The sequence below is a fragment of the Chryseobacterium soldanellicola genome, from assembly GCF_900100115.1.
Lineage (GTDB): Bacteria > Bacteroidota > Bacteroidia > Flavobacteriales > Weeksellaceae > Chryseobacterium > Chryseobacterium soldanellicola.
In genome coordinates this window covers 441408-466519 of record NZ_FNKL01000004.1, presented here as the reverse complement: position 1 = coordinate 466519, position 25112 = coordinate 441408, and the positions used below count along the sequence as shown (strand labels likewise).

26 protein-coding genes and 3 tRNA genes are annotated in these 25112 nt (G+C 33.6%); 15 read left to right on the top strand and 14 right to left on the bottom strand.

All coding sequences use genetic code 11. The annotated features are described in order from the left end of the window. Positions 1-366: a BlaI/MecI/CopY family transcriptional regulator gene (locus tag BLT04_RS16215; RefSeq protein WP_089756840.1), complete on the bottom strand. Its 366-nt coding sequence runs from the start codon at positions 364-366 to the stop codon at positions 1-3. A gap of 337 nt (positions 367-703) precedes the next feature. Here BLT04_RS16215 and BLT04_RS16210 point away from each other — a divergent pair, with 337 nt between their 5' ends. Beyond that, the gene (locus BLT04_RS16210) at positions 704-1285 is read left to right on the top strand and encodes a hypothetical protein (RefSeq protein ID WP_089756839.1); all 582 of its coding nucleotides are present in this window, start codon (positions 704-706) and stop codon (positions 1283-1285) included. A 240-nt stretch (positions 1286-1525) separates the two neighbouring features. Continuing rightward, positions 1526-1978: a carboxymuconolactone decarboxylase family protein gene (locus BLT04_RS16205; protein WP_089756838.1), complete on the top strand. Its 453-nt coding sequence runs from the start codon at positions 1526-1528 to the stop codon at positions 1976-1978. Positions 1979-2071: 93 nt separating this feature from the next. On the opposite strand, the gene BLT04_RS16200 is transcribed toward BLT04_RS16205, so the two are convergent. The 6 genes from BLT04_RS16200 to BLT04_RS16175 all read right to left on the bottom strand — a co-directional run bounded on the left by BLT04_RS16200 (position 2072) and on the right by BLT04_RS16175 (position 3829). Continuing rightward, positions 2072-2407, bottom strand: a complete 336-nt coding sequence (locus tag BLT04_RS16200; protein WP_228421989.1) for a helix-turn-helix domain-containing protein — start codon at positions 2405-2407, stop codon at positions 2072-2074. Then, the gene (locus BLT04_RS16195; RefSeq protein WP_089756836.1) at positions 2376-2642 is read right to left on the bottom strand and encodes a hypothetical protein; all 267 of its coding nucleotides are present in this window, start codon (positions 2640-2642) and stop codon (positions 2376-2378) included. The genes BLT04_RS16200 and BLT04_RS16195 overlap by 32 nt, the downstream gene beginning before the upstream one ends. Before the next feature lie 56 nt (positions 2643-2698). Then, entirely contained in the window at positions 2699-3133 is a 435-nt protein-coding gene (locus tag BLT04_RS16190; protein ID WP_089756835.1) for a transposase, read from the bottom strand. Positions 3134-3530: 397 nt separating this feature from the next. Further along, positions 3531-3603, bottom strand: a tRNA-Met gene (locus BLT04_RS16185). 38 nt (positions 3604-3641) lie between these two features. Then, positions 3642-3714: transfer RNA gene (locus BLT04_RS16180), tRNA-Met, on the bottom strand. A 42-nt stretch (positions 3715-3756) separates the two neighbouring features. Further along, positions 3757-3829 (bottom strand) — tRNA-Met (locus BLT04_RS16175). A 101-nt stretch (positions 3830-3930) separates the two neighbouring features. On the opposite strand from BLT04_RS16175, the gene BLT04_RS16170 reads away from it, so the two are divergent. Genes BLT04_RS16170 through BLT04_RS16150 form a run of 5 tightly spaced genes read left to right on the top strand, consistent with a single transcriptional unit; the run spans position 3931 to position 7323 of the window. Beyond that, positions 3931-4542, top strand: coding sequence for an L-threonylcarbamoyladenylate synthase (locus BLT04_RS16170; protein ID WP_089756834.1), 612 nt, complete (start codon positions 3931-3933; stop codon positions 4540-4542). Positions 4543-4585: 43 nt separating this feature from the next. After that, the gene (locus BLT04_RS16165) at positions 4586-5287 is read left to right on the top strand and encodes a CPBP family intramembrane glutamic endopeptidase (RefSeq protein ID WP_089756833.1); all 702 of its coding nucleotides are present in this window, start codon (positions 4586-4588) and stop codon (positions 5285-5287) included. Positions 5288-5292: 5 nt separating this feature from the next. Next, positions 5293-6051, top strand: a complete 759-nt coding sequence (yaaA, locus tag BLT04_RS16160; protein WP_089756832.1) for a peroxide stress protein YaaA — start codon at positions 5293-5295, stop codon at positions 6049-6051. Then, entirely contained in the window at positions 6052-6957 is a 906-nt protein-coding gene (gene prmC / locus BLT04_RS16155; protein ID WP_089756831.1) for a peptide chain release factor N(5)-glutamine methyltransferase, read from the top strand. A gap of 6 nt (positions 6958-6963) precedes the next feature. Further along, the gene (locus BLT04_RS16150; RefSeq protein ID WP_089756830.1) at positions 6964-7323 is read left to right on the top strand and encodes a DUF4180 domain-containing protein; all 360 of its coding nucleotides are present in this window, start codon (positions 6964-6966) and stop codon (positions 7321-7323) included. A gap of 56 nt (positions 7324-7379) precedes the next feature. Here BLT04_RS16150 and BLT04_RS16145 read toward each other — a convergent pair whose 3' ends face one another. The 4 genes from BLT04_RS16145 to BLT04_RS16130 form a co-directional block, all read right to left on the bottom strand. Then, complete coding sequence (locus tag BLT04_RS16145; protein WP_089756829.1) at positions 7380-8033, bottom strand: rhomboid family intramembrane serine protease; 654 nt, start codon at positions 8031-8033, stop codon at positions 7380-7382. 12 nt (positions 8034-8045) lie between these two features. Next, entirely contained in the window at positions 8046-10637 is a 2592-nt protein-coding gene (locus BLT04_RS16140) for a DNA gyrase/topoisomerase IV subunit A (protein ID WP_089756828.1), read from the bottom strand. Beyond that, the gene (locus BLT04_RS16135; protein ID WP_228421988.1) at positions 10630-10968 is read right to left on the bottom strand and encodes a hypothetical protein; all 339 of its coding nucleotides are present in this window, start codon (positions 10966-10968) and stop codon (positions 10630-10632) included. The genes BLT04_RS16140 and BLT04_RS16135 overlap by 8 nt, the downstream gene beginning before the upstream one ends. A gap of 206 nt (positions 10969-11174) precedes the next feature. Continuing rightward, the gene (locus BLT04_RS16130) at positions 11175-13058 is read right to left on the bottom strand and encodes a DNA topoisomerase IV subunit B (protein ID WP_089756826.1); all 1884 of its coding nucleotides are present in this window, start codon (positions 13056-13058) and stop codon (positions 11175-11177) included. Between the two features lie 223 nt (positions 13059-13281). On the opposite strand from BLT04_RS16130, the gene BLT04_RS16125 reads away from it, so the two are divergent. From BLT04_RS16125 to BLT04_RS16100, 7 genes are all read left to right on the top strand, one after another. Continuing rightward, positions 13282-16131, top strand: a complete 2850-nt coding sequence (locus BLT04_RS16125; RefSeq protein WP_170828495.1) for a sensor histidine kinase — start codon at positions 13282-13284, stop codon at positions 16129-16131. Then, positions 16100-16831 (top strand): LytR/AlgR family response regulator transcription factor, encoded by a 732-nt coding sequence (locus BLT04_RS16120; RefSeq protein WP_089756824.1) that lies wholly within the window; start codon positions 16100-16102, stop codon positions 16829-16831. The genes BLT04_RS16125 and BLT04_RS16120 overlap by 32 nt, the downstream gene beginning before the upstream one ends. Positions 16832-16962: 131 nt before the next feature. Next, a complete protein-coding gene (locus BLT04_RS18975; RefSeq protein ID WP_170828494.1) occupies positions 16963-17130 on the top strand; it encodes a bacteriocin-like protein in 168 nt (55 codons plus the stop codon). Positions 17131-17339: 209 nt separating this feature from the next. Next, positions 17340-18059, top strand: a complete 720-nt coding sequence (locus BLT04_RS16115; protein ID WP_089756823.1) for a hypothetical protein — start codon at positions 17340-17342, stop codon at positions 18057-18059. 5 nt (positions 18060-18064) lie between these two features. After that, entirely contained in the window at positions 18065-18715 is a 651-nt protein-coding gene (locus BLT04_RS16110) for a hypothetical protein (RefSeq protein WP_089756822.1), read from the top strand. A 94-nt stretch (positions 18716-18809) separates the two neighbouring features. Continuing rightward, on the top strand, positions 18810-20051 hold the full coding sequence (locus BLT04_RS16105; protein ID WP_089756821.1) for a T9SS type A sorting domain-containing protein: 1242 nt from the start codon (positions 18810-18812) through the stop codon (positions 20049-20051). Positions 20052-20167: 116 nt separating this feature from the next. Further along, positions 20168-21316, top strand: coding sequence for a methionine aminotransferase (locus BLT04_RS16100; RefSeq protein WP_089756820.1), 1149 nt, complete (start codon positions 20168-20170; stop codon positions 21314-21316). Between the two features lie 162 nt (positions 21317-21478). Here the strand turns inward: BLT04_RS16100 and BLT04_RS16095 are convergent, their stop codons facing one another. Next, complete coding sequence (locus tag BLT04_RS16095) at positions 21479-22243, bottom strand: SDR family NAD(P)-dependent oxidoreductase (RefSeq protein WP_089756819.1); 765 nt, start codon at positions 22241-22243, stop codon at positions 21479-21481. A gap of 88 nt (positions 22244-22331) precedes the next feature. After that, a complete protein-coding gene (locus BLT04_RS16090; RefSeq protein WP_089756818.1) occupies positions 22332-23270 on the bottom strand; it encodes a helix-turn-helix domain-containing protein in 939 nt (312 codons plus the stop codon). Positions 23271-23774: 504 nt separating this feature from the next. On the opposite strand from BLT04_RS16090, the gene BLT04_RS18805 reads away from it, so the two are divergent. Further along, on the top strand, positions 23775-23933 hold the full coding sequence (locus BLT04_RS18805; protein WP_139166270.1) for a bacteriocin: 159 nt from the start codon (positions 23775-23777) through the stop codon (positions 23931-23933). Positions 23934-23989: 56 nt separating this feature from the next. On the opposite strand, the gene BLT04_RS16085 is transcribed toward BLT04_RS18805, so the two are convergent. Beyond that, positions 23990-25057 carry a hypothetical protein gene (locus BLT04_RS16085; RefSeq protein WP_089757310.1) on the bottom strand — a complete coding sequence of 356 codons (1068 nt, stop codon included), beginning with the start codon at positions 25055-25057 and terminating at the stop codon, positions 23990-23992. Positions 25058-25112: the final 55 nt, after the last annotated feature.

Below are 25112 nucleotides of genomic sequence, written 5' to 3'. Positions count from 1 at the left end.
CTAGTTTTTCTTTTTGAGTTCGTTTAATAACATCTCAAGATCTTCTACGGTCATTTCGTTTTTTTCAACAAGAAAAGAAACCGCGCTTTTGTAAGATCCTTTAAAATAATTTTTCACAAGACTTTTCATTGTTTTCCCTGAATACTGCTCCTGCGAGATCAGCGGAAAATACTCATGCTGTCTTCCGTACACGCTGTAGTCTACGAATTCTTTGTCTTTCAATACTTTTAAAATAGTAGAAACTGTGTTGGTATGCGGCTTTGGTTCAGGAAAAAGATCAAGGACGTCTTTTAAAAATCCTTTTTCAAGTTTCCATAAATACTGCATCACCTGTTCTTCTGCTTTTGTTAAAGTCTGAATTTTCATATCCCGTTCATTTTATCATTAATGTGATATAAATTTAGTGTAAAAATCAATATCACTAAGAAATTAGTTATACAAATGTAGAAATAAAACTGATTCAAACAACTATTTTTTTAGTGATAAAAAAGAAAACAACGTAATTAATTGATAATCAATGAAATAAATTTTATTAAAATATGTTAAATTTTTAACAGACTTAAAATATCACCTTATTAATTGGCAGAAAAAGCCCGAAATACAATAGAAATTCTTAAAACTTGTTAAATTTTATTAAATAAAATTAAAATGGATTTGTTTAAACTGAGAAATTATATTTATTTTAGTGCTTTAAAAATTTCTCATGAAAAGATATAATTTATTGATTGTACTATTACTACTTATTTTTAACGTTGCTACAGCTCAAAAGAAAGATTCTCCGGCTGCGGATTTCAGTGCGGTAAGAGAGACCAAAACTAAAATTGAAAATACAGTTCCTTTGGTTATCAAGCATTTACAGGATGTAAGCACCAAACAGGGCGATTCAAATATTCTTACAAACGGCAAAACCGCTTTAGGAAAAGAATATGGTATTGTAGAGACAGAATGGCGTCTTTACAGAGGAAATATGAACAACTGTATTCTGAATAACTCCTCTAAAAAAGCAAAAAAATGCATGGAATATCACAATACGATGTTCAGAGATACCATGATTAATTATAATAACTATATCACCAACCTTACCAGAAAAAACGGTTATCTTGGTGTAGAAGGGGATACAAAATTTGAATTTAATCCTGCAGAAGTAGCTACAAAGCTTAGTGAAGCTTACTTTAATGCCAACGATGCAGCAGGAAGAATGAAAGGAAATTCTAAAAAAGAATTCCTAGGTCAGACGATGTCCGATGACTATAAACTGACCCCGTATAATCAATTAGCACAATAATTAATTTACAATAAAATATTAAATTCCTGCTTTTTTAGCGGGATTTTTTATTTTCCATGCATTTTGAAATGTCACAGATTTTTAAAATGTGTTGCATTTTCGTTATATCTACAATCTTATAGAATAAAAAACTTCGCCGTAGCTTCAAAAAATAAATTTAATTAAAATTTTCATATATATTCTGTCCAGAAATTAAAATCCGATTGTCATTAAGGTATAACAATTAAATTTTAATATTTTATGGAACCTAGAATCAATTTATTCGAAAAAGGGAAAAAAGCAATCACTCCGATTTTTGGAATTAATCAGTATCTGAAACATTCTTCAATTGACAGACAGCTGATGGAACTTGTTGACTTCAGAATTTCACAGATCAATCAATGTGCTTATTGCCTTGACATGCATTCAAAAGAACTTCGTGCGATGGGCGAAACAGAACAGAGGCTTTACGGGCTAAGCGCATGGAGAGAAACACCCTACTTTACAGACAGAGAAAGGGCTGCGCTGGAATGGGCAGAAGCCGTAAACAGCCTTCATGTACCGGATGAAGTCTATGAAAAAGTAAAAAAACAGCTCTCTGAAGAAGAGCTTATTGATCTTACTTTGGTTGTTAATTCAATTAATATATGGAACAGGTTTAATATCGCATTCAAGCAAATTCCCGGAGACTATAAAGTAGGCATGTTTGGATAATAGATCGTGAAAATTTAGGATGATTAATAAAAAAAAGAGAACTGTAAGGGTTCTCTTTTAATTTAATATTGAAGGAATAATTTTAGTCATCAGTTAATAATCGGGAAACATTTTTCTCCATTTTGTTACAGTATTTCTACTTAACTTAAAATGATTAGCCAGTTGGCTGTTATTCAGTTTATTTTTTTGCTGATATTCCAGTATTTCTAAAATTGCATCCGTATTATAAGAACGATATTGTTGATTTATTTTATCACCCGAACTGTTTGGCTGATCAAAAATCATGTTATTAAGCTTAATAATATCCAAAAAGGACAAATCATTTTTGCTTAATATTTTCGAGCAGGTTTCCTTTTTCTGAGGATATTTTAAATCAATAATATCTTCAAAAATCCGTTTATAGTTTGGTGTTGCTTCTATTTTTTGCATTCTTTTCATTATTTAAATTCAGCTTACCGTAGTAGCTTTTGATCTTGAATTTTGTTGCTTTATTTTTTTCGAAATCAATAATTAAAGTTGTTTTCATGCCCCACCATGTTTTACCAATTTCATAATTCCAACTGTCGTCAGGGTAAAAATTGAAACCATGGCCAAATTCTTCTATAATTTCTTTTTTAGTTTTGCCAATAATAGAATCATTATAGGCTAAATTTTTATTTTTCATCCGGTTTATAAATTGCTCTGAGGGCGTTAAACAACTTAATTGTATTTTTATGAAAATCAGCTCACTTTATCATATTTACTGATCCATTTATATAAGGTAGCTTTGGGAATTCTGTACTGCTCGATCACTTCTTTTTTCGTTTTGGTGCCATTTCTCACCAGCTCGAGGATAAAATCAACAATATCTCTTGTGTAAATATTTTTACGGAATTGGGGAAGATCCGTCTTATTATTTCTCTGATTGTAATCTGTACTTCTCGGTGGCGCATAAAAAATAAGGTGCTGACTATACAAACGGAAAAAATCATATTCCAGTAATTTGCTCCATTTTAAGAGTATGTCGCAATCTAAACTTTTTGATTCGTACATTTTTTTAGCTTCTTCTTCTGTACACATAAAAAAATTACAAATCCGCGATAAGTCAATCTCCAGTTCGCTTATTCGTAATTCTATTAACCTTCCGATGTGGATATCTTTCTGATCAAAAAACATGATAATATTTAGTTATTTAAATTAGACCTTGGTAAAAAGTTAAAATATAAGATTGAAAATATCAGTGTAAATCTCTATATGAGAATGGTAAATTTTACACCTTATGCACAAAAATGCCTATATATTTTCATAATTTTAACAATAACAGTTTGTTTTATAAAAATAAACTATTAATTTATTTCTTCTACCACGTTTTTTATAGAATAATGTGTACAGCTTGTAGTAATTTTACTACAAAAAATATCATAAAATAAGAAAAATAGAACTGAATAATTCTTTATTAATTTTCACAGAAAAAAATTCGCCAACAGATTTTCAGACAGGAATCATCGCAATGGTAAGACTTAACGAATAATAAAAACAAAAAGAGAACCACCATGTGATTCTCTTGCTATAGTAGCGGGAACCGGACTCGAACCGATGACCTTCGGGTTATGAGCCCGACGAGCTACCTACTGCTCCATCCCGCGGTATATTTTTAGAGCGTTTACCGAAAACGCTTGCTTAGTAGCGGGAACCGGACTCGAACCGATGACCTTCGGGTTATGAGCCCGACGAGCTACCTACTGCTCCATCCCGCGATGTATTTTTTAGAACGTACCGACAATCGTTCATAAACTTAGTAGCGGGAACCGGACTCGAACCGATGACCTTCGGGTTATGAGCCCGACGAGCTACCTACTGCTCCATCCCGCGATATTGGATTGCAAATATACGACTATTTTTTGTAAATCCTAATTTTTCTTTTAAATAAAGGACTTTTATAAAAACTATCTTATTATTTGTATCTTTGTACTATGGCAAAAATATTGAAAATTTATCCCAATAACCCTCAGGAAAATCTTATTAATGAGGTAATTAAAACTTTAAATAATGGCGGATTGATTATCTATCCGTCTGATACTATTTATGCGTTAGGATGCAATATTTTTGACATAAAAGCCATGGAAAAACTTGCCCAACTGAAGAAAACCAAGCTTGAAAAGTCACAATTCTCAATTATTTGTAATGATTTGAGCCATCTTTCTGATTTTACGAGACCGATTGACACTTCTGTTTTCAGGTTTTTAAAAAGCCATCTTCCCGGTCCGTTTACATTTATTTTAGATGCCAACAAAAGCTTACCTTTAGCTTACAGAGGGCATAAAACGATCGGTATTCGTGTTCCGGACCATCCGATTCCACAGCTTATTGTTGAAAAATTAGGGCATCCGATCGCATCAACTTCTATTAAAGATGATGATGAAATTATCGAATATTCCACCGATCCTGAATTAATTGCTGAAAAATATGATCATTTGGTTGATATTGTTATTGATTCCGGTTATGGGGACAATGTCGCATCAACTATTGTTGACCTCACTTCCGGCGAACCGGAAATTATCAGACAGGGAAAAGGAATTATTTAATGTCAATCGTGAATAGTTAATTGTTAATTTTTTACGTTGATTTATGAGTCTTACCGGAAAATATTCTTTAGGGATTTTACTCACCTTTGTGCTTTTGGCGTTGGTCATGCTATATGTTCTTCCTTTACTTAATACGATTACAGGAACTGCAAATATTACGGCAGAGAAATTTCTTTATACCAGAATTGTTCTTTGGTTTGTTTTACTGATTATATTTCTTTACAGTTTTTTCATTGAAAAAAATTCGTTTTTACTTTGGAAAGACAAAAAATATTCAATCAGCTTTTATATTGGTGCTGTCATTAGCTTATACTTTATCTGTACATTTGGAAGCGCTTTTTTAAATGTTTTAATTACTCTGTTAATCCATGAAAAATACAGCGGCAAGCTATTACAGCTTTCATCCATATTCAAAAACAATTATTTATTAATTATCTTTACCTGCTTAACCGCAGGCTTTCTGGAAGAATTGCTAATGCGGGGTTATCTGCAAACCAGAGTTGAAAAAATTTACAATAATCCCTATATTGGAGTAATAATTTCCGCGCTCTTGTTCGGGATTCTTCACAGCACATACGGAACGGTCGGCCAGGTTCTTATCCCTTTGTTTATCGGATGCGTCTTTGCCCTATTTTATAAATTATATTCCAATATCAAAATCCTCATTATCTGTCATTTCATGTATGATTTTGTGTCTTTAATGATGATGAATTTTATTGATATCAAACATTTATCTGCCTTTTAAACCTTATGAAAATAATAACATCTCCAGCAAAATTAATGAATGTAGAAAACTCAACGGATCTGTTGAAATCTACCACTCCGAAATTCATTGAAGAAGCAACTTTTATACACTCTTATTTAAAGCATAAATCACCAAAATACCTTTCCGAACTAATGGAAATCTCCACAAAACTGGCGGATGAAAATTGGGAAAGAAATCAAAAATGGAAACCAAAACCTGGCGCAAAAGAATCAGCTCCGGCAATGTTTGCGTTCACAGGTGAGGTCTACAGAGGTCTGGATGCCAAAACATTAGATAAAAAAGCAGTAGATTATTTACAGAAAAACTACAGAATGCTTTCCGGATTATATGGTTTGCTGAAGCCGTCTGATAAAGTAATGCTTTACAGGCTGGAAATGGGACGTCATTTTGAATTTGATCAATACAAAAATCTGTACGAATTCTGGAGAGAGAAAATAACAGAACAGTTGAATTCTGAGATGAAAAAGAACGAGATCCTTCTTCATTTATGCAGCACAGAATACGGAAAAGTGATTGACAGAAAAAAACTGAATCATAAGGTCATCGATTTTGATTTTTATGAATTAAAAGACGGAAAATTAAAGACAATCGTAGTTTACACGAAACACGCAAGAGGCCTTGTTGTAAGGTTTTGCGCGGAAACCAATGCGCAGACTTTGAATGATGTAAAGGCTTTCAACTATGACGGTTATTTAATTGATGAAGAAAAATCTACCGATACAAAACTGGTTTTTACGAGATAAATGACAATTTCAGAATTTAAAAATCACTTTAGAAAAGAGCTTTTCGGAATTTATACAGATTCGGAAACAGATTTTTTGTCCGCTGTTTTTATTCAGAAAATCGTCGGTTTTGATAATTTTGATCAACGAAAATTTGCGGGTCAGGAATTATCAACTGATGATGAAAACCAGCTTCAAAACGTTATTTCAGCATTAAAAAGCAATAAGCCTTATCAGCAAATTTTAGGTGAGGCAGAATTTTACGGAATGACTTTTTTTGTAGATGAAAATGTATTAATTCCCCGTCCGGAAACGGAAGAATTGCTGGAAATGGCGATTCAAAAAATTCACAGTTTTGTCATTCAGAATGAAACGAAGTGGAATGAAGAATCTAAAGATTTCTCCTCCGTCGAAATGACAAAAAGACCGTTGAAAATTCTTGATATCGGAACCGGAAGCGGAATCATTCCTTTGGTTTTAAAGAAGCATTTTCCGGAAGCAGAGGTTACTTCAATTGATTTTTCTAAAAAAGCATTGGAAGTTGCGAAAAAAAATGCGTGTTTTCATCAACTTGATGTAAAATTTATTTATGGTGATTATCTTACTTATGATTTAAATGAAAATTTTGATATTATCATTTCAAATCCGCCATATATCGGGATTGAAGAAGAGCCTGAAATTGCTGATTCTGTCAAGGAATTCGAACCGAAAATGGCACTTTTTTCCCCAACTTCCGATGCATTGATTTTCTATAAAAAGATTGCAGAAGATGCTGAAAAATATTTAAATAAAAACGGTTTGCTGTTTTTAGAAATTAATCAAAAATTAGGTCCTGAAACCTTGGAGTTATATACTGCTAATTTCTCTGAAGCGCTATTAATCAAAGATTTATCTGAAAATAACCGTTTTATTTTCGGAATAAAATAAATAAAAATGCAAATCAAGGCACACGAAGTAAACAATACCAGAATCGCAGAAATTATTTCTGATAAAATAGTCATTCAATCTGCTCAGAACGGACTGGATCTTTTGGGAAACATCTATTATCAGGATTTTGATAAAGTTATTATTTATGAAAGAAATATTACGCCTGATTTTTTCGATCTGAAGACAAAAATCGCAGGTGAAATTCTTCAGAAATTTTCAAATTATCGTGTAAGATTAGCCATTGTAGGAGATTTCAGCAAATATGAAAGCAAAAGCATGAAGGATTTTATTTATGAAAGTAATAAAACCCGACACATCAATTTTGTTGAGACACTTGAAAAAGCTATTGAGAAAATATCCGGATAATTATAAAAAAAACCGGCAAAAAATATTAACCGGTTTATAAATTTTAGTTAAAAAAACTACCCTATTCTTTTTCTCACAAAGATTTCATAGCTTAAATAAATTAACGGGAGCGCCATAATACCAATATACAATGCGTTCCCCATCGCAGCCTGAGGCTGATTGGCAACCGCATAAACCAAACCGAAAAATGCACCCCCCAGATGCGCAGCATGACCGATATTATCATGCTGTCTCGGATTCAACATCATGTAAACTGAATACCCAAAATAAACCAAGCCAAAAATATAACCAGGAATCGGAATTGGAATGAAAAACATATAAATTCCAATACTAGGATATAGGGCGATCGAAGCAAACAAAATCCCGGAAACTCCTCCGCTCGCGCCAATTGCAGAATACCAAGGCTGTTTTTGATAAATAAATAATGAAAATATATTTCCAAGTAAAATCGATCCGAAATAAATGATGATAAAACCTAAATTTCCAAAACCTTCAATAACAACAGGACCAAAGAAATACAGCGTCAACATATTGAATATCAAATGCATAAGATCTGCATGAAGAAAACCGGCAGAAAGCAAACGAATGTATTCCTTTCTGTTCATAATCGCTCCTACACTGAACTTATATTTCTCAAAATTAGCGCTTCCATTGGGCGCAATAAAGCTAATGATTGCGGTAATAGCTATTATTAATATTAGAATATTCATTTTTTCAACGTTTTAATTTTCTGTATTTTCATTTTCGTCATTTTGAAACAAATCGCCGATCGTCCCGCCGTCGTCGTCCGCGCCTTCCGTCGGATCGGGGTTTTCGTATATTTCAGGTTCTTCTTCTTCCGGTTCCGGAACATTGACATTAATGGTTTTCACTTTAAACTTAGTAAACTGATTTCCAATGGCTTTGATTCCTTTTACAGTAATAAATTCATCGATATTTACAGTTTCCGGCTCACGCTCTTTGCCTTTATCTTTCGCAAAAATGATTTCCGCTGTTGCACCATTGGCTACAATAACGTTCTCAATAAATGATTTGGGATGTTCTGAAGGCATGAAGGTCTGAACATTAATATTATTCTCAAATAAGAATCTTTTAATGAAATAAATATCTTTTTCACCATCAAAATAAATACACGTTACGGGCTGCTCCGGCTTCCATTTTTCTAGGACTAAATATTGATCATCAAAACGGTTTCCGAGATCAAAACTCACCAATTTTGCTTCACCATTTGTATTGATTGTCAATATTTTATCATCTCCTTTAAAATTTCCGAGAAGCCTTCCTCTTCCATCTGCATTCAGTCTTCTTACCGTATCATCAAACCAGATTTTCCTCGGTGCCAGTGTAGAAACGCCTTCTTCTTTAAGGTCAACTTTTTTAATGGCATATTTTGTCACTAAATTTCCTTTGGAATCACGTCCTTTTATAGCTAATTCCGAAAAATCGACATCCATTTTATTTTTTCTGATCCGTGGATTGGGCTTTAAAAGAACGGTCACTGTTTCTGCTTCACCATTCGGATTTGCTGAGAAATAAAGCATTTCAGATCCTTTTTTATCCGAGGCCAAAGGATAATCCGTATTTCTTGTAACGCCTGTTACGGAGAAACGTTTCATATAATAAGGCCCGTCCCGCCCTTCACGGTAAATCATGTTGTAAACGGTTCTTTTATCATTTTTCTTCCAGATCGCAACGTGGAGAATATCTTTACCGATAAAGGTTTTGGCTTCCACTTTTACCACTTTCATGCTTCCGTCTTTTCTGAAAGTAATAATGTCGTCAATATCCGAGCAATCAAATAAATACTGATCTTTTTTCAAAGAAGTTCCTATAAAGCCTTCTTCAAAATTAGCATAGAATTTTTCGTTGGCAACGGCAACTTTAGTCGCATCAATAGTATCAAAAATCCTAAGCTCTGTTTTTCTCTGTCTGTCTTTCCCGTATTTTTTCTGAATATTTAAATAATAATCAATTGCATACGGAATCAGATGTTCTAAATGATGTTTTACCTGCTCAATTTTTCCTTCAAGGGCGGCGATATTTTCTTTAAATTTATCTAAATCAAATCTTGAAATTCTTTTAATTCTGATTTCAGTTAGTTTCAATATATCTTCCTGTGTTACAGCTCTTAAAAGATGTTTGGTATGTGGTTTTAGTCCTTCATCGATCGTTATTAAAACGTCTTCCCAAGTTTCCACTTCTTCAATATCGTGATAAATTCTGTTTTCAATGAAAATCCTTTCTAATGAAGAGAAATGCCAGCTTTCCTGCAGCTCGTGGAGCTCAATTTCCAGCTCTTTTTTAAGCAAAGAAACAGTGTGATCCGTATTCATTCTTAAAATCTCGGAAATATTCAGGAACATGGGTTTATCACCTACAATTACACAGGCATTTGGTGAGATCGTAACCTGGCAATCGGTGAAAGCATACAGCGCATCGATTGTTTTATCAGGTGAAGAATCGTTAGGAAGATGGATCAGGATTTCTACCTTATCCGAGGTATTATCTTCAATTTTTTTAATCTTAATCTTCCCTTTTTCATTGGCTTTTAAAATCGAGTCGATAAGATCACCGGTATTTTTAGAAAAAGGAAGCTCAGAAACGACCAAAGTATGCTTGTCAGTTTGTGTAATTCTGGCTCTGGCCCTTACTTTTCCGCCTCTGTGACCATCATTGTATTCTGAAACATCCAGAAATCCTGCCGTCAGAAAATCAGGAAACAGCTCAAACTTTTTTCCTTTTAAATAGGCAACAGAAGCATTAATTAATTCATTAAAATTATGGGGAAGAATTTTTGTGGAAAGACCAACCCCGATTCCTTCAACGCCTTGTGCCAAAAGCAACGGAAATTTTACGGGTAAATCAATGGGTTCATTATTTCTGCCGTCATAGGATTTTGCCCATTCCGTGGTTTTCGGGTTAAAAACAACTTCCAGCGCAAACGGTGTTAATCGTGCTTCGATATATCTTGCGGCCGCTGCAGAATCACCTGTATAAATATTTCCCCAGTTTCCCTGGGTGTCAATTAAAAGCTCTCTCTGCCCGATCCCGACCATCGCATCGGTAATGGAAGCATCCCCATGAGGGTGGTATTTCATGGTATTCCCCACGATGTTGGCTACTTTGTTGTAACGGCCATCCTCCAGCTCTCGCATGGAATGCATAATTCTTCGCTGAACGGGCTTAAAACCATCATAAACGGAAGGAATTGCCCTGTCTAAAATTACATAAGAAGCGTAGTCCAAAAACCAGTCTTTGTACAGCCCGGAAACTTTTTTCAAGCTCTCACCTTCATGCGAGTGTTCTTCAGTCATTTTTTAATCTTTGTTCTTTTTTATCGTTATTAGTTTTCACGACTTTATTTAAAGAGAATCTTAAATCTGTTATTTCTTTTTTTGTTAAATACGAAACTTCATACTTCAACATGGTAGAACCCGTATTTTTGCTCGAAATAGTAACGTATAATCTTTTGACAAAAAGTATATGTACAACTTCATATTTTATCAATTTGTATTTAGGGAACTCATCATGCAGCGGTCTGTCTAAAAAAGGGATAATGTTTCTGTTTTTAAAGTTAAGTGCCTCTCCGTCACTATCATACTCGAAAATCTGTCTTCCGTTAAGATAAAAAAGAGTCAATAACAAAATGGGAATTATTATAAATAAATAGCTTTCCCTGCCCAGTACATTAAACCTGTATTCTTCTAAAAAAAAGCATGCAATGCCCCCTATTACGAACATTATCAACAAAGTATTTATAAAATTATAAACAGATGCCTTGTTGCGGTTACTTAGTCTCATAATTTTTTTTGTGTTTGTGTTTGTGTTTGTGTTGTTTTTTTATTTAAAATTTATTCTTCTGCTTCACTCAATATTTCTTTTTTATCAATATCCGTATCTTCAACTACCAGGTTTTCAAGAATAAAAACTTGTCTGTCCGGTGTATTTTTTCCCATGTAAAACTCTAAAAGCTGCTCAATCGTCAGATCTTTACCTACCACAACCGGCTCAAGACGAATATCTTTGCCGATAAAATGTTTAAACTCATCAGGCGAAATCTCTCCTAACCCTTTAAATCTTGTAATTTCAGGATTCTTTCCCAACTCATTCAGTGCTTTCACCCTTTCTGCTTCAGAATAACAGTATCTCGTTTCTTTTTTATTCCTTACCCTAAATAAAGGGGTCTGAAGAATATAAAGGTGGCCGTTTTTGATCAGATCCGGGAAAAATTGAAGGAAAAACGTAATCATCAACAGACGAATGTGCATCCCGTCGACATCGGCATCAGTCGCAATAATTACCTGATTATATCTTAGATCTTCTAAACTTTCTTCAATATTTAACGCTGCCTGTAATAAATTGAATTCTTCATTTTCATACACCACTTTCTTTGTTAAGCCATAACAGTTTAGAGGTTTACCTTTTAATGAAAATACGGCCTGCGTTTCTACATCTCTTGATTTGGTGATTGAACCGGATGCCGAATCTCCTTCAGTAATAAAAATCTGCGTATCTCCTTTTCTTTCAGCCTTCTGATCATTATAATGCTGTCTGCAGTCACGAAGCTTTTTATTGTGTAAAGATACTTTTTTGGCTCTTTCTCTGGCTAATTTCTGGATTCCTGAAAGTTCTTTTCTTTCTCTTTCCGAAATTAAAATTTTTCGTTGAACAGCATCTGCAATCTCAGGATTCTGGTGCAAAAAATTATCTAATTTACTTTTTAAGAAATCAATGATAAAAGTTCTTACCGTCGGCCCGTTGGGTCCCATATCGTTTGAGCCTAATTTTGTTTTCGTTTGAGATTCAAAAACCGGCTCTTCTACGTTAATGGAAATCGCTGCGATGATCGATTTTCTTATATCTGCAGCATCAAAATTTTTATTAAAAAACTCACGGATGGTTTTCACATAAGCTTCACGGAAAGCATTTAAATGTGTTCCTCCCTGTGTCGTATTTTGTCCATTTACGAAAGAAAAATAAGTTTCTGTCTGGGATTTATCTGAATGAGTGATCGCCAATTCGATATCAAGATCTTTCAAATGAACGATCGGATACAGAATTTCGCTTTCCATTTCTTCTTCTAATAGGTCTTTAAGCCCGTTTTCAGAATAAAATGTTTCCCCGTTAAAAAGAATTTTCAACCCAGGATTCAGATAGGCGTAATTACGCAGCATCCTTTCTATATATTCTTTGCGGTATTTAAAATTAAGAAAAATTTCTCCATCGGGAACAAAGGAAATCTCGGTTCCGTTTCTCTCCGAAGTTTCTTTTTCCACATGATCTTCGGTAATAATACCGCGTGAAAACTCGGCAATTTTCATCCTTCCTTCACGGAAAGACCTTACACGGAAATACTCCGCCAAAGCATTTACGGCTTTTGTACCGACCCCGTTTAACCCTACAGATTTTTTAAAGGCTTTACTGTCGTATTTTCCTCCGGTATTCATTTTGGAAACAGCGTCAACCACTTTTCCCAACGGAATCCCACGGCCAAAGTCACGAATGGTAACTTTACCGTCGTCTACTTTTATCTCAATTCTTTTGCCGGATTTCATTCTAAACTCATCAATCGAGTTGTCTAGAATCTCTTTAAGCAAAATATAAATACCATCGTCAGCAGACGATCCATCCCCCAACTTCCCGATGTACATACCGGGGCGTAAACGGATGTGCTCCTGCCAATCGAGGGTTCTGATATTATCTTCGGAATATACCGGATTTATTTCTTGTGACATATACTATTTCAGAAAACATACAAAAATACGAATTTGAACAAAAATATCCGAATTTTTCCTTTTCATTTTTTCTCAATATTTATCACTATGTATTGTATTATTATCAACGAAACTTTATATTTACATTGTTATTCAATATTATGTGAAAAAACTAACTCTATTTTTTATATTTTCATTTATTTTATTTCCTATTTCCAGGTTTTTAACACAAATCCCAGGATTGGTGAATTATAGTGAAGAAAACGGACTCAACAGCTCGTACACTTACCAGTTGAGCCAGGATAACAACGGCTTTATCTGGATCGGAAGCGATAACGGATTCTTCAGATTCGACGGAAAAGAGTTTAAGCAATATACCAAAAAAGACGGACTTAAGAATCTTGACGTTCTTTCCTGTAATCCTCTATCCAACGGAGAAATTTTTATCGTCCCGTTTTTAAGTGATTTTGCCTACCTGAAAAATGGAAAGATCATTAATTCCGATATTAATAAAAAGCTTAAAGAAATAATCCAGTTCGGGCAAAATCCGGTTGCCATTGCAAAAAAAGATTCTGTCTTTTTATACACCCGTTTTAATCCCAAAAATATTTACATTTATAAGAACGGTAATGTCCACAATATCCCATTATTACTAAGTAAAGAAGACCATTATATCATTGCATTTGATCCCGAAAAAAACACACTTTATAGCGCTGATAAAAATGGAAATCTGGAGGTTTACAATATTCTCACCAAAAAGAAAACATCCTGTAATATTCAAATTAAAGAGGGTACGTATGTGTATAAAAAAGATCATTTTTTTGCCTGCAGAAACAATGGAAAAATTGATATTTATAAGATAGAAAACAATTCAGATTTTAGGAAAATTCAATCTTTATCTATTCGTGAAGGAATTCATCAGCTTATTTTTGACAAAAATAACAGATTGTGGGTCTGCCTCGAAAACGGAGGCGTGCTGTATTTTGACCAGCCTTTATCTGAAAACGTAAATTTTTCGTCCCCGGTTAAGCTTTTAGATAATTTTATTATTAATGACATTCTTGCAGATAAAGATAATAATATTTGGTTTTCTACCAGAAACAACGGAATTTATTTTATTACAGATAAGTTTTTCAGGAATTATATACAATTACCCATTAAGAATAATTCATCTTATATTACCGCAATTTCAAGTCTTAACAACAACATTATCTTAGGATATAATGAAGCGAAAGGAGGTATTTTTCATTCTAAAAACATTACGGATATCATCCTTGAGAAAAACAGGAAAATTGAGCATAAAGCGATATTTGCTAAAGGGAATATCATAATTTTTGGCTTAAGCAGAGGGATTTTCCGCTATAATACAATCACCAAACAAATTAATTCCATAAAAGCATTCAATTTAAAGAATATTATTCCTTATTCTGACAATTCTGTATTATTCTGTACATCAGAAAATTTAACCGTCTATAATTTTGTAAAGAATACATTTAAAGAAATCCTACCCCGGGAAAGAGTTTATACGGCTCTTTCCTATCATAAAGACAGCCTGTTTGTCGGAACTTTTAAAGATCTCTATAAGTTTAATACTATAACAAAAAAGAGAAAATTATTTCTAGAAGGTTATTATTTTACTGACCTAAAAAAATTAAAGGAAAACCTATTCGTTGGTGCCACAAATCTTAACGGAATTATAATTTTCAATAAAGAAAAAATTTTAAAAAAAATCACTGAGAATGATGGTTTATCCACAAGCCAGATTAAGAAAATAGATGTTCAGAATGAAAATATTTTCTGGGCAAGCACCAATTCAGGTTTAAGCAGAATTGAAATTAAAGAGAAAAATTTTCTTATTAATAATTTTACACAATCCGATGGTCTTCCTTCTAATGTGGTGGCCGGATGTGTGATTAAAAAAGACCGTATTTTCGTAGGAACCTCAAAGGGTTTAGGAATTCTTTCTATCAGCAAACTACTCAATCAACAGAAATTTATTAATAAAAAAGTCACTATTAATTCAATTATAATTGGTAATAAAGAATATTTTAACCTGAAAGCAAGACTTGTAGCACAAAATCCTAACAATGAAGTTATTTTTAATCTAAGCTTTCCCGATTACACCTCACAAGGAAAAATAAATTACAAATATAAAATCGAAGGGCTGGATGATGACTGGCAGTTGAGCTCTTCTTCCAAAATCATTTTCAATTCTATTCCGCACGGGAAATATATTTTTAAAGTTTATGGAATCGGTTACAATGGAAAACAGTCTTTTACAGCAACGGAGGCAGCTTTTGAAATCAAGCCTAAATTCTGGCAGACCTGGATATTCAGAGCATTTGCAGCACTTCTGGGAATCTTTTTGATATGGCTGATTATTACCGTTTATTTCCAGAAAAAACGCAATAAAAAATTAGAAACTCTGTATTACGAGAAAAAAATTGCAGAACTTGAATTGCAGGCTATTAAGGCGCAGATCAATCCGCATTTTATTTATAATTGTCTTAATTCCATCCAGTTTTTATTGTATAAAAAAGACTATCCGGAAACCGAAAATTATCTTGATATTTTTTCTCAGATGATCAGAAAAACGCTGTATTATTCTGAGAAGACTTTTATGCCGATACGTGAAGAAGTAGAATATCTTTCTTTATACTTAAATATGGAAAAATTACGGTTAAAAGATGTTTTTGATTATAAAATTACTGTTTCGGATGACGTAAACCCTCTTTGGAAGATCCCTTCATTATTAATACAACCTTTTGTGGAAAACGCTATAAAACATGGTGTTGCGGGTTTAAAAGACCGAAAAGGACAGATCGACATTTCTTTTACTTACAATGAATCAACACTTTGCATAACCATTGAAGATAATGGTGTCGGAATAGACAACAAACCTGAATCTATTCTAAAAACAAACTCTTTTGGAGTAAAACTTTCACAAAAAAGAATAGAAACATTTAAACAACTCTTCGAAACTAAAATTATTCTAGAAATAAATAACCTTTCAGAAAAACTAAACCAACCAGGAACTCAAATTAAAATTTACATTACGCCTTATGAGAACAAAAGCACAGGTTTGCATCATTGATGACGAACAGGACGGCAGAGATTACATTTCGCTGCTATTGAAAAATGAATTTCCCCAAATTCAGAATGCATTTCAGGCTTCAAGCGTCGAAGAAGCTTATATTTATCTGACAAAAAATACGCCGGATATCTTATTTTTAGACATACAGCTAAAAGACGGAACCGCTTTCGATCTTTTGTCAAGGTTGAGGGAAATTGACTCTCAAATCATCTTTATTACTGCTTTTGAGCACTTTGCAATTCAGGCCATTAAAAATGGAGCGACCGATTATCTTTTAAAACCGATCAAAAAAATTGATTTTATTACCGCCGTAAATAAAGCGTTGGAAAATATTAAAAGAAGTAAAAATCATTCTACAAATTCGACAAATAACAATAAAATCAGCTTACCGACTTTACAGGGTTTTAAACTGACAAATATTACCGATATCGTCCGTTGTGAAGCAGATTCCAGCTATACAACCTTTCATCTGGCTGATAAAACCAAGATAATGGTGTCCAAGACGTTACATGAATTTGAAGAACATCTTTCAGAATATAATTTCTTCAGAATTCATCATAAACATCTGATCAATCTTAGTCATTTAAAAGAATATATTAAAGGAAAAGGCGGACAGGTAATTATGACAGACAATTCTATTTTAGACGTTTCTGTAAGGAAAAAGACTGATTTTTTATATAAAATTGAACATTTAGATTAAAAATATTCTAAAAGCATGATTACACTTATTAGCTAATTCTCCACACTTACTTATCTGTTATAGGAGCAAAGTTGTATTGATTATATTTTTGATTATTCAAAGTAATGAACAACAATTAATTTAAAATTATTATGAAAAATCTAAAAAAATTATCCAGAAACGAAATGAAATCAGTAAGTGGCGGCTATTCCTGCTATTGTGGCACCGATTATGCGGGCGAATTTCTATTAGCCCAAACCTGCGTGAGCGTTTGCCAGATGTGGGATATTTTAAAACCCGTAAAGCCAAACGTAAATTAAAACTCAAGACATTTTTTTAAAATATTATTTAGGGCCTCACAGATTTTGTGAGGTTTTTTTATTTCAAAAATTAAATAAAATCACCTAAATCACATTTAAGAGATATGAATGAACACTTATTAATAAAATCTTCACACTTGCTAATTCACAATAACGTGATGTTAAATATCGGGATACTTTTATAATACCAACATAAAATATCAATTCCCATGAAAACAAAAACATTCTTAACCGTTATTGGGTTAATAACCTCACAATCATTATTTTATTCTTGCAGTGAAGATACTTTAAATGCACAGCAGGATAATAGTACATCCTCTACTTTAAGTGTTTTAAAAACTTCGCCAACTTTTGTCAGCGGAAATTATTTCGTTAATCCGCAGCCGATCAATGCTGCATTTGCATTTATGCAGCAAAGAGTTTCTCAGGCAGGATCATCTTATGTTTTAACGCAGACTGATCTTACTATTTTTTATGACAAAGCACAAATCGATCCTAGTGAAAGATTAACGCTGGATCAAATGAATGCTATTATCGACAAAATAATGAGTATGATGCAAATGCCTTTTGAGCAGGCAATCCAGCAGGTAAATATTTCAGACGCGGCAAAATCATTAGCAATAACAATCAATAACAGTGGGTCTATCTCTCATATTGAAATCAATCAACAGTTTGCCAATTTACCAGCCACCGAAAAAGCAATGATCAAGAATTTAAATGATTTTAAATTTAACGTTGAACAAGGCAATTACGCGATAAGCCCGATTGCTACGAATAAACAACCAGCCTGGATCACAGGCGGGATGATCGGAATGGCAGGCGGAGGTATTGTCGGAGGATTGGCATTTGGACCTGTTGGCGCACTTGTCGGTGCCGGTGTGGGCGTTGTCGGCGGAATTATTGTCGGTGCAATTGTCGGTGCCAAATAAAAATCATGAATCGCAAACAATTCAGATATCTTATTACTATTATGGGGTTTTTCCTCATAATAGTAATTTTCTCTTTCCGAAAAAGCTCTTCTTTAAATACGAGAATTAAAAACCTAGATTTTAAAGAGCAAACCATTTATTTAATACAAAGAGGAACCACCGGAAAGCTGGGAAACCTGGCTAAAGATTACAATATAAAGAATAAATATGCTTCTCATTTGGGAATTGGTTTTATGGAAAATAATACACTGAAAATCTATCACGTATATGTAGATAAAAATCAAAAAAACAATAATCTTTATACTGAAAGCATTGATGAATTTATTAAACCTGAAGACCTAAATTATCTTTCTCTATGGCAGCTTAAGAATATTGATACTGAAAAATTTAATACAATAAAAAAAACTTTAGAACAATCAGAAAAAGAAAATATTCTTTTTGATTACAGTTTTGATGAAAATAATAAAGCCTATTACTGTTCGGAATACATCGTAATAGAACTTAAAAAAAGCAATATAGAAATCATGTCTGAACGTAAAAAAAGTCTCATCGGAATGGCAAAACAAATCTTAAAAAAAGATACGCTGACTTATTTTCCCGTAGATGGCTTTGAAAAAAACAATACAGCCACAAAGATTTTTGAGTGGATAAAATAAACCATTTCCAAACATTTTGGAAAAACTAATAATCAACCGGCGAAAGCCAAAACCAAACTAACTGAGTATTAATTAAAGTTTTTATTGATTTTTGATGTATAAAATCAACTTCAACATTATGGTAAGAATGTATTTTTTAGCAATGTCCTTATTTATGGGCAGCTTACTATTCAATGCACAGCAGGCACCATGTTCAGATTTTAACGATCCCGTTAACCCGGCAGGAAACTGGGCTCCGGCTCCGCCCCCAAATGACAATGTAAGCGCAGGATTCGGAACTGCCAACACATTTGACGGGTCGCAATTTCTCATTTTAAAAGACCAATCCGGAGGTTCATGGTACGAAAACAACAAAGATTATAGAAATCTAGGTGAAAAATTCAAAGGACAATGTCTTTATTTTGATTTTTACCTTGAAAATGACAGCGGCTACGGCATGCCTTATCACCCGAATATTACCCTTTCTGACGGTACAAACAGCACAACATTTGTCGCCAATATCACGGTAACTCCGGGTAGTGGCTGGGTGCGTGTGAAAGCTCCTATCGAATTTGCAAACGGCGGCCCCCTACCCAGCAATTCTGAAGGCGCATGGACGATGGCTAGCCCAAATCCTGTGATTTTTGACCAGATTATGATGAATTCCACTACATTGTCAGTAAGCCCGGATATGACTTCTACACAACAGGAAGTGGTTTATTTTGATAATATCTGTGTAAAACCATGCAATAACTGTAATGACTGTAATTCAAACTTCAAGCTTCAGACAACGACAAGCACTTCCGGCGGATTTACAATCGGACAGGTATTTTTGGAAAGCACAAACTCGCCAAGCTTATATAAAGTTGAATGGGGAGATGGTGCAACATCAGACGTTTTGACCTCTCATGTGTACACAAACCCTGGAACTTACAAAGTGTGTGTAACTCAATTTGAAAACGGAAAACCAAAATGTACAACCTGCCTTGTCATCTGTATTCCTAAGCCGGCCGAAAGTGGACAGGGTAAAAACACAAGCAATTTGACGTCTCCTTTGAAAGCTATTTCTGAAGCTGCAAGAGGCGAATTAAGCTCAAACAGTGTTAAAGAATATCTTTTGGTTCCGAATCCCGCAAAAAGCTATGTCGATGTACAGACCAATCTTTCTAAAAAAGGTTCAGTTGCCATCAGAGTGATCGATGTTTCCGGAAAAGTGGTGATCAATCAAACCGAAACAGTAGAAACAGGCCGCCAAAGCATTAAGCTTAATACTGAAGGCCTTGTACAGGGCGCCTATATTGTTGAAATAAAATCAGACGGTAAAACTTCTTCTCAGAAATTGCTGATTTCAAAATAATCAACGTAGAATTAAAATTAGTAAAGGCTATCCGTTAAGGATAGTCTTTTTTATGGAATTATTTTTTTTCATTATAAAAATAACCTAAATTCGATATAAGTAAAATTTTCACTTTAATGATACAACTTCCATTATCTAAACTTTCTAATGTAGGAACCACCATTTTCAGCCAGATGACGCAATTGGCGAACGAAAATGAAGCCATCAATTTATCACAGGGATTTCCGGATTTTATGCCCGATTCCGAATTAATGGATCTTGTCGATCATTTTATCAAAAAAGGCTTCAATCAATATGCTCCAATGGGCGGAATGATAGGTTTAAAGGAAGAAATTGCAAGAAAAATTGAAAATTCTCACCAGGCAATTTACAATCCTGATTCTGAAATAACGATTACCGCAGGCGGAACCCAGGCGATTTTTACAGCCATTGCGACTTTCGTTAAAAAAGATGATGAAGTGATTATTTTTGAACCTGCTTATGACTGCTATGAGCCTACAGTAGAGCTTTTCGGAGGAATTGTAAAGCGTTTTGAAATGAAAGCTCCAGATTATGAAATCGATTGGAATGCGGTGAAAAATTTAGTTTCAGCTCAAACTAAAATGATTATTCTAAACAATCCCAACAACCCTTCAGGAAAGATTTTAAAAGAGAATGATATTCAGGAATTAATTAAAATTGTAGAAAAAACTTCCATTCTTATTTTAAGTGATGAAGTCTATGAAAATATTATTTTTGACGGAAAACAGCATATAAGTATCTGCAAATATCCTGAATTGAAAGACAGAAGTCTTCTCGTTGCCTCTTTTGGGAAACTTTTCCACGTTACAGGCTGGAAAGTGGGATATTGTGCAGCTCCGAAAATGTTGACCGACGAATTCAGAAAAATTCATCAGTTCAATGTTTTTTCAGTAAACACTCCGATTCAGCTGGCGTTGGGTGAATACATGAAAAATGATGATCATTACAACAGTTTAAGCCAATTTTTTCAGGAAAAAAGAGACTTTTTACGAAAAGGACTAGCCAATACTTCTTTTGAACTGTTAGATTGTGAAGGAACATATTTCCAGGCTTTGAAGTATGATAAAATTTCCGATAAAAATGATTTTGAGTTCGCCAGTGAATTGACTGTCAATCATAAAGTTGCCAGCGTTCCGTTTTCATCTTTTTATAAAAATAAATTAAATGAAAATGTGATCCGACTGTGTTTTGCGAAAAAACAGGAAACACTGGAAAGAGCGATTGAGAATTTGTCGAAATTATAAAATAAAAGCAGTAGAAGTTCTACTGCTTTTTTATTATCTTTTCTTTTGTCTTAACACAAAAGAAACAAAAAGTCAAGACTGGATCTGTCAGCTAAAAATAAATTTTGTTCTCTAAAAATTTTAAAACTTGCGCGAAATCATGCTGAGTTTTTCAACATCGTGTTATAAAAACATTCCGCCGGAAGCTTCAATTCTTTGTCCGTTAATCCATCGGGCATCTTCGGTACATAAAAACGCCACAACTCCACCGATATCATCCGGTAAACCTGCTCTTCCTAAAGCAGTTATACTCGCTACCATTTCATTCATATGTTTATCATCCCTTGTTCTTCCGCCTCCGAAATCTGTTTCTATGGCACCCGGCGCAACAACGTTGGCTTTGATTTTTCTTGAGCCCAATTCTTTCGCCATGTACTTTGTCAACATTTCAACACCTGCTTTTATTGAACCATAAACCGATGATCCCGGTAAAGCAAATCTTGCCAGTCCTGAAGAAATATTAACGATTCCGCCGCCGTCATTCATAAATGGTATAAATTTTTGCGTTAAGAAAAATACCCCTTTGAAATGAATGTCAACAACATCATCCAGCTGCTCTTCCGTAACTTCTGAAATTGGCGAATATAAAGCTGTACCTGCATTATTCACAAGATAATCGATATTTCGGCTTCCTGTATTTTCTTCCAGATGATCGCCTACATTTTTCACGAAAGCATCAAAGCTTTTAATATCTTTTGTGTCTAATTGATAAGCAATAGCCTTTCTTCCCAACGCCTGAATTTCCTCAACCACTTTATCGGCTTCTTCTTTATTGCTTTTATACGTAATAATTACGTCAAGGCCTTTTTCAGCAATTTTTATAGCAGAATTTCTTCCCAATCCACGGCTTCCGCCTGTAACTAATGCGATTTTTGTTCTTGTATCCATTTTTTTATTTGTTTTTGATGAGACAAAGTTCAGACTTTTTTACAATGAAGTGTTTGCTTTAATCAAACTGAAATTTGCAAAATTCAAATCATGCTCGAAATTCCAGCGGGGCCAATGAAGTTTTCTTTTTAAAGAAGTTAGAAAAATGGGCAATTTCTTCAAATCCTAATGCATATGAAATTTCAGAGACATTCCATTTTGTCTGTTTTAATAAAATTTTTGCTTCCTGAATTATTCTGTCGGCGATCAATTCCGTTGTTGTTTTTCCTGTGTTTTCCTTTAAATTTTTATTCAAATAATTCACATGAATTGACAATCGGTCTGCATAATCTTTCGCCACTTTCATTTGTAACCTTTGGTCGGGAGATTCGATAGGAAACTGTCTTTCAAGCAGTTCTACAAATAAAGAAACGACTCTCATTGAAGCATTTTGTGATGTCGAAATATTGGCGGCAGGCTGTAATTTTTGCCCGTAATGAATCAATTCCAATACATAATTTCTGATCAGATCATATTTAAAAAGATAATCGGAATCAATTTCTTTTTTAATTTTTGAAAATAAAATTTCGATTTCATCAGCCAGCTCATCATCAATTTCAAAAACAGGATATCCTCCCGGCTGAAACAGCGGAAGATCTTCCAACATATTCTGGCTCTTATTTTTAATGAAAAATTCATCTGTAAAAACACAGAAACTCCCTGACTGATCGGCATCTTCTGGGACCCAGTTGTAAGGAACTTTCGGAGTGGCAAATAACAAAGCATTCTTCTTAATCTGGATAATGCGATCTGCATATTCTGCTCTGTTTTTTCCTCTGATAAGGCTTATTTTATAGTATTTTCTTCTATTATAAGGCATTTCGGAAGTTCGTTTTACTTTATCAAGAGTCTGAGCAATATCAAAAACGTTGAAATGCCCAATATCCTTATGCAATCCTTTAGGAAAAATACTTTCTATATCTTTCCCAAGCTTTGCGGATATTTCTCTATAAAAATCATCTAAAGATGTGCGGGTAATTTTTTCCATACCTGAAATTTGTACAATTCAAATATACGGAATAAATTATTTGGTTGTCAATCATTGTATTCTGAAATAATGAAATATTTTTTCTCGAACTTGTGATATATATTAATTATTTTTTTTTTATTTTAGCATTAGTCAAATCAATAAAAATTATTCACTATGAAAAATCAAGTTTTAAGCAACGGAAAAAAATTAAACAACAAACAATTACGATCAATTAAAGGAGGGTTAATCAATTGCCTTATTTGCCCAACAATTGATCCTCCTTGCCCTGTTCTTAATGAATATGGATGTATAACAATCTCCAAATCTTGTGGACAGGTGAATTGCAGACCATTATAATTATTCATTAAACATAAGTAATATACCGCCAGTTTTTTGAGCGGTATTTTTTTGATTAAAAAGTCAGGTATTATTTATTACATTCAAATTTTTCCATTAATTGTGATTTATTTTAAATAATTTTTATATCTTAGTTATAAACTAACTCACTAAAAATCAAGCACTATGAAAAATCAAAATGCCCCAAAAGGAAAAAAATTAAACAAAAAAGAATTGAGAACCATCAAAGGTGGTCTCATGGACTGCATCGACGCCAGAACCGGCGGCTGCAGAATAATCTCAATGGGCTGCGCACAATTGCAATGCAGACCAGAATTGCCTTAACATCCGATCGTAATATATTTTCAAGAAATGCCGCCCAGTTTTTGAGCGGTGTTTTTTCAGGAAACTGTACCACCAATCATTTCTAATTCCCATTTTCCGTTTTTGTATTCTGCTGCATAATCATTTACAAAACTACTGCCCCATTTAGAAATGTAAAACCTTTCGGGATATTTTTCATCCCTTTTGATCTTCGAAATTCCATGATGAAAAACATCAGTTACTTTTATATAATCAGTTTGTTCACTTTCTTTTTCTGAAGCAAATAATATTCTATAGTCAGGATTTACTTGATGAAAATAATCGCACTCACTTTCAAAAACCTCAAACTCATAATGCATTTTTTTGAAATCAGGTGCTGCAGCATAATCAGGCAATAATTTTTGATAAAGCTCGCTAAACTTATTTTTTTCAGACTTAAACATTGGATTCATGTCGTCAAAATCATTGATTTTGTCGCCATCAGAATCTTTGCTTTTTGGGTTTAAACCAAAGCTTTCTTCAAAAATATCATTATAACCATCATTATCAGAATCTTTTATTAGATCTTTTAAATTAAGTTTAAATAATTTTCCTTCTCCAATTGCTGAATAATCATCATAACCTGGAAGTCCTGCCACTTTTATAATTTCCACCAAACTCCCTTCAACCTGCAGAAAACCATCTTTAATAATTGGCTCACTCTGAATTTCATTAATATAATAGTGGCTAAAGCTTAATCCTAAAAAATAGGCAGAAGGTTGATTATTTTCAATCTTTAACAGCCAATAGCCTAAATTATTTTTACCTAAAGAATATTGAATTTTACCATCTGTTTGTCTTCCAAAACACATAAACTGACCTGAAAACTTTTCTTTAAAAATGACATAATCCTTCATAATTTCCTCATAGTTTTCCCATTTAGAATCATGAAAATATAAACTATCTTGTTTGAAGCGTCTGAATTTTTTCAAATTAATAACTTCAAGATAATCAGGTTTATTCTCAATTATCTGATTTACGGTAAAAGGCTTTTGCTCAATATAAGGTTCAAAATACTTATCTCCGTCTTTAATAAAACATCTGTCTTCCACACTTTTGGTACACGAAAGAAAAAAAGCAAAAACAAGAAAATAAAAAAATTTCATAATTAAAAAGTTTCCCATATGAATGCAAAAAACGCTCCCAAAATACATCGGAAGC

What these genes read in the sequence shown, in the direction of transcription:
- BLT04_RS16130 (WP_089756826.1), bottom strand. Translation starts at nt 13,058, where the DNA reads ATGTCACAAGAAATAAATCCGGTATATTCCGAAGATAATATCAGAACC.
- BLT04_RS18975 (WP_170828494.1), top strand. Translation starts at nt 16,963, where the DNA reads ATGAAAAATCTAAAAAAATTATCCAGAAACGAAATGAAATCAGTAAGT.
- BLT04_RS16105 (WP_089756821.1), top strand. Translation starts at nt 18,810, where the DNA reads ATGTATAAAATCAACTTCAACATTATGGTAAGAATGTATTTTTTAGCA.
- BLT04_RS16190 (WP_089756835.1), bottom strand. Translation starts at nt 3,133, where the DNA reads ATGTTTTTTGATCAGAAAGATATCCACATCGGAAGGTTAATAGAATTA.
- BLT04_RS18805 (WP_139166270.1), top strand. Translation starts at nt 23,775, where the DNA reads ATGAAAAATCAAAATGCCCCAAAAGGAAAAAAATTAAACAAAAAAGAA.
- BLT04_RS16215 (WP_089756840.1), bottom strand. Translation starts at nt 366, where the DNA reads ATGAAAATTCAGACTTTAACAAAAGCAGAAGAACAGGTGATGCAGTAT.
- BLT04_RS16165 (WP_089756833.1), top strand. Translation starts at nt 4,586, where the DNA reads ATGAGTCTTACCGGAAAATATTCTTTAGGGATTTTACTCACCTTTGTG.
- BLT04_RS16145 (WP_089756829.1), bottom strand. Translation starts at nt 8,033, where the DNA reads ATGAATATTCTAATATTAATAATAGCTATTACCGCAATCATTAGCTTT.
- prmC (WP_089756831.1), top strand. Translation starts at nt 6,052, where the DNA reads ATGACAATTTCAGAATTTAAAAATCACTTTAGAAAAGAGCTTTTCGGA.
- BLT04_RS16140 (WP_089756828.1), bottom strand. Translation starts at nt 10,637, where the DNA reads ATGACTGAAGAACACTCGCATGAAGGTGAGAGCTTGAAAAAAGTTTCC.
- BLT04_RS16210 (WP_089756839.1), top strand. Translation starts at nt 704, where the DNA reads ATGAAAAGATATAATTTATTGATTGTACTATTACTACTTATTTTTAAC.
- BLT04_RS16205 (WP_089756838.1), top strand. Translation starts at nt 1,526, where the DNA reads ATGGAACCTAGAATCAATTTATTCGAAAAAGGGAAAAAAGCAATCACT.
- BLT04_RS16090 (WP_089756818.1), bottom strand. Translation starts at nt 23,270, where the DNA reads ATGGAAAAAATTACCCGCACATCTTTAGATGATTTTTATAGAGAAATA.
- BLT04_RS16115 (WP_089756823.1), top strand. Translation starts at nt 17,340, where the DNA reads ATGAAAACAAAAACATTCTTAACCGTTATTGGGTTAATAACCTCACAA.
- BLT04_RS16195 (WP_089756836.1), bottom strand. Translation starts at nt 2,642, where the DNA reads ATGAAAAATAAAAATTTAGCCTATAATGATTCTATTATTGGCAAAACT.
- BLT04_RS16120 (WP_089756824.1), top strand. Translation starts at nt 16,100, where the DNA reads ATGAGAACAAAAGCACAGGTTTGCATCATTGATGACGAACAGGACGGC.
- BLT04_RS16110 (WP_089756822.1), top strand. Translation starts at nt 18,065, where the DNA reads ATGAATCGCAAACAATTCAGATATCTTATTACTATTATGGGGTTTTTC.
- BLT04_RS16095 (WP_089756819.1), bottom strand. Translation starts at nt 22,243, where the DNA reads ATGGATACAAGAACAAAAATCGCATTAGTTACAGGCGGAAGCCGTGGA.
- BLT04_RS16100 (WP_089756820.1), top strand. Translation starts at nt 20,168, where the DNA reads ATGATACAACTTCCATTATCTAAACTTTCTAATGTAGGAACCACCATT.
- BLT04_RS16200 (WP_228421989.1), bottom strand. Translation starts at nt 2,407, where the DNA reads ATGCAAAAAATAGAAGCAACACCAAACTATAAACGGATTTTTGAAGAT.
- BLT04_RS16150 (WP_089756830.1), top strand. Translation starts at nt 6,964, where the DNA reads ATGCAAATCAAGGCACACGAAGTAAACAATACCAGAATCGCAGAAATT.
- BLT04_RS16085 (WP_089757310.1), bottom strand. Translation starts at nt 25,057, where the DNA reads ATGAAATTTTTTTATTTTCTTGTTTTTGCTTTTTTTCTTTCGTGTACC.
- BLT04_RS16170 (WP_089756834.1), top strand. Translation starts at nt 3,931, where the DNA reads ATGGCAAAAATATTGAAAATTTATCCCAATAACCCTCAGGAAAATCTT.
- yaaA (WP_089756832.1), top strand. Translation starts at nt 5,293, where the DNA reads ATGAAAATAATAACATCTCCAGCAAAATTAATGAATGTAGAAAACTCA.